Source organism: Deltaproteobacteria bacterium, from assembly GCA_011773515.1.
Taxonomy (GTDB): Bacteria; Desulfobacterota; Deferrimicrobia; order J040; family J040; genus WVXK01.
The window spans coordinates 1-1467 of record WVXK01000051.1 but is presented as its reverse complement, the minus strand read 5'-3'; the positions used below and the strand labels follow the sequence as shown (position 1 = coordinate 1467).

Annotated in this window: 1 protein-coding gene; it reads right to left on the bottom strand. The window is 61.1% G+C overall.

Annotated features, from left to right (window positions below; all coding sequences use genetic code 11):
* Positions 1-1467 (bottom strand): hypothetical protein (locus tag GTN70_05055; GenBank protein ID NIO16351.1); only part of this gene is annotated, 1467 nt, incomplete at both ends.

Here is a 1467-nt window from a genome sequence, read left to right as displayed (position 1 = left end):
CAGGTAATCCCAGGACTCGGCGAGCAGCTCCTCCACCCTCAGGTCGTAGGGGGCGGTGAGCGTGAAGTTGTCGCCCCGGATGCTGTAATCGCACACCGGGTCGCCCTCTTTCACCTCGTCGCCTTTCCTGACCAGCCATTTTTCAAGCCGCATCTCATCATCCAGATCGCTGTAGAGGGCAAAAATGACGTTCTTCGCTCTCTCAAGCTCGGCTTCCGTGGGGACCTTCGATTTTACCGTGGCTTTAACCGTCGTTATCCCCGGCTCTTTCCCCGAGGTATACACGTCTGCCGCCTCGCCGTAACGATCCGTTATGAGTACATCGTTTTCGAGCTTACCCGAGCCGGAAACGATACCGAAGAGCACTTCCGTGTCTTCGTTGGGGTTTTCGTTGATATCGGTAACCTTTACCTCGATGTCGGCCCGCGAAAACCCGTCCGCCGGGATGTTGTCCGGGCGCGCGGCAAGGTATATCTTTGCCGGCGCATCGGACAGGAGGGTGATGCTCACGTATCCGGTAATCCCCCGTGCTGTATTTTCGGCCGTGATCTGCACGATTCCGACCTTCTTGCCCGCCCGGTACTCGGCCGTGGCCTTTCCATTCCTGTCGGTTACCGCCCTGATCGTCCTGATCGTACCGTTGTCCTGGTCAAGGGTGAAGGTTATTTCATCCCCCTCAACGGGGTTCCCGCTCGGGTCGTACACGTGCGCCCTGATGACCGAACGGCTCCTTCCGTCGGCGGTCAGCTCGGTCCTCGACGCCTCCACGTCCATGTAGTAGAGAAGACCCCGTCTGGCTGCCGCCCGTGATACGGGGCGGGTCAGCGCTATGTCGATCAGGGCGTCTATGTAGGAGGTAATGTAGTCAACCCCAACGGAGCCCGTGGTCAGGTCCTTGGCCGTTACGATGACGGTCTTGGCGGAAAACCCGCTGCGGTAGTCGAACTCCACCTCCCCCCAGGAGTCGGTTGCCGATCTCCACGTGGCTTCCACCTCGGCTCCCACGTTCTCGCCGAAATCGCCCGCTCCCACGAGGCCGGTGTACTCCTCCGTCGTGGCCAGGTCCACCCGCACGTGATGGCCCTCCACCTCGGTGCCGTTTATGTCGGCCACCTTTACCTTGATCCTGGTCCGGGAGGTGGTATCCGCGGGCAGCTCGTTTTTGTCGACCTCCAGGGTGAGGATTGTTCCGGTGTCGATGGTCCACCGGCTGTCCGATGTTACCGGGTCGGCCGCAACCCCCGCGGCGTTCGCGAAGCGCCCCACGATCTGCCCGTCCTCGTAGTCGTCGCCAGGCTTGATCGTGTAGGAGCCCTCGTAGATCCCCGTGCCTTCCCCGGTCGTATCGCTTACCACTTCCGCCATGGGAACGCCCGTGACGCTGCCCATATCGAAGGTAGCCAACCCGCCCGTCTCCGCTTCGAGCTGCACGTTGACAACATCACCGGTGGTCAGCCTGCCCGATAT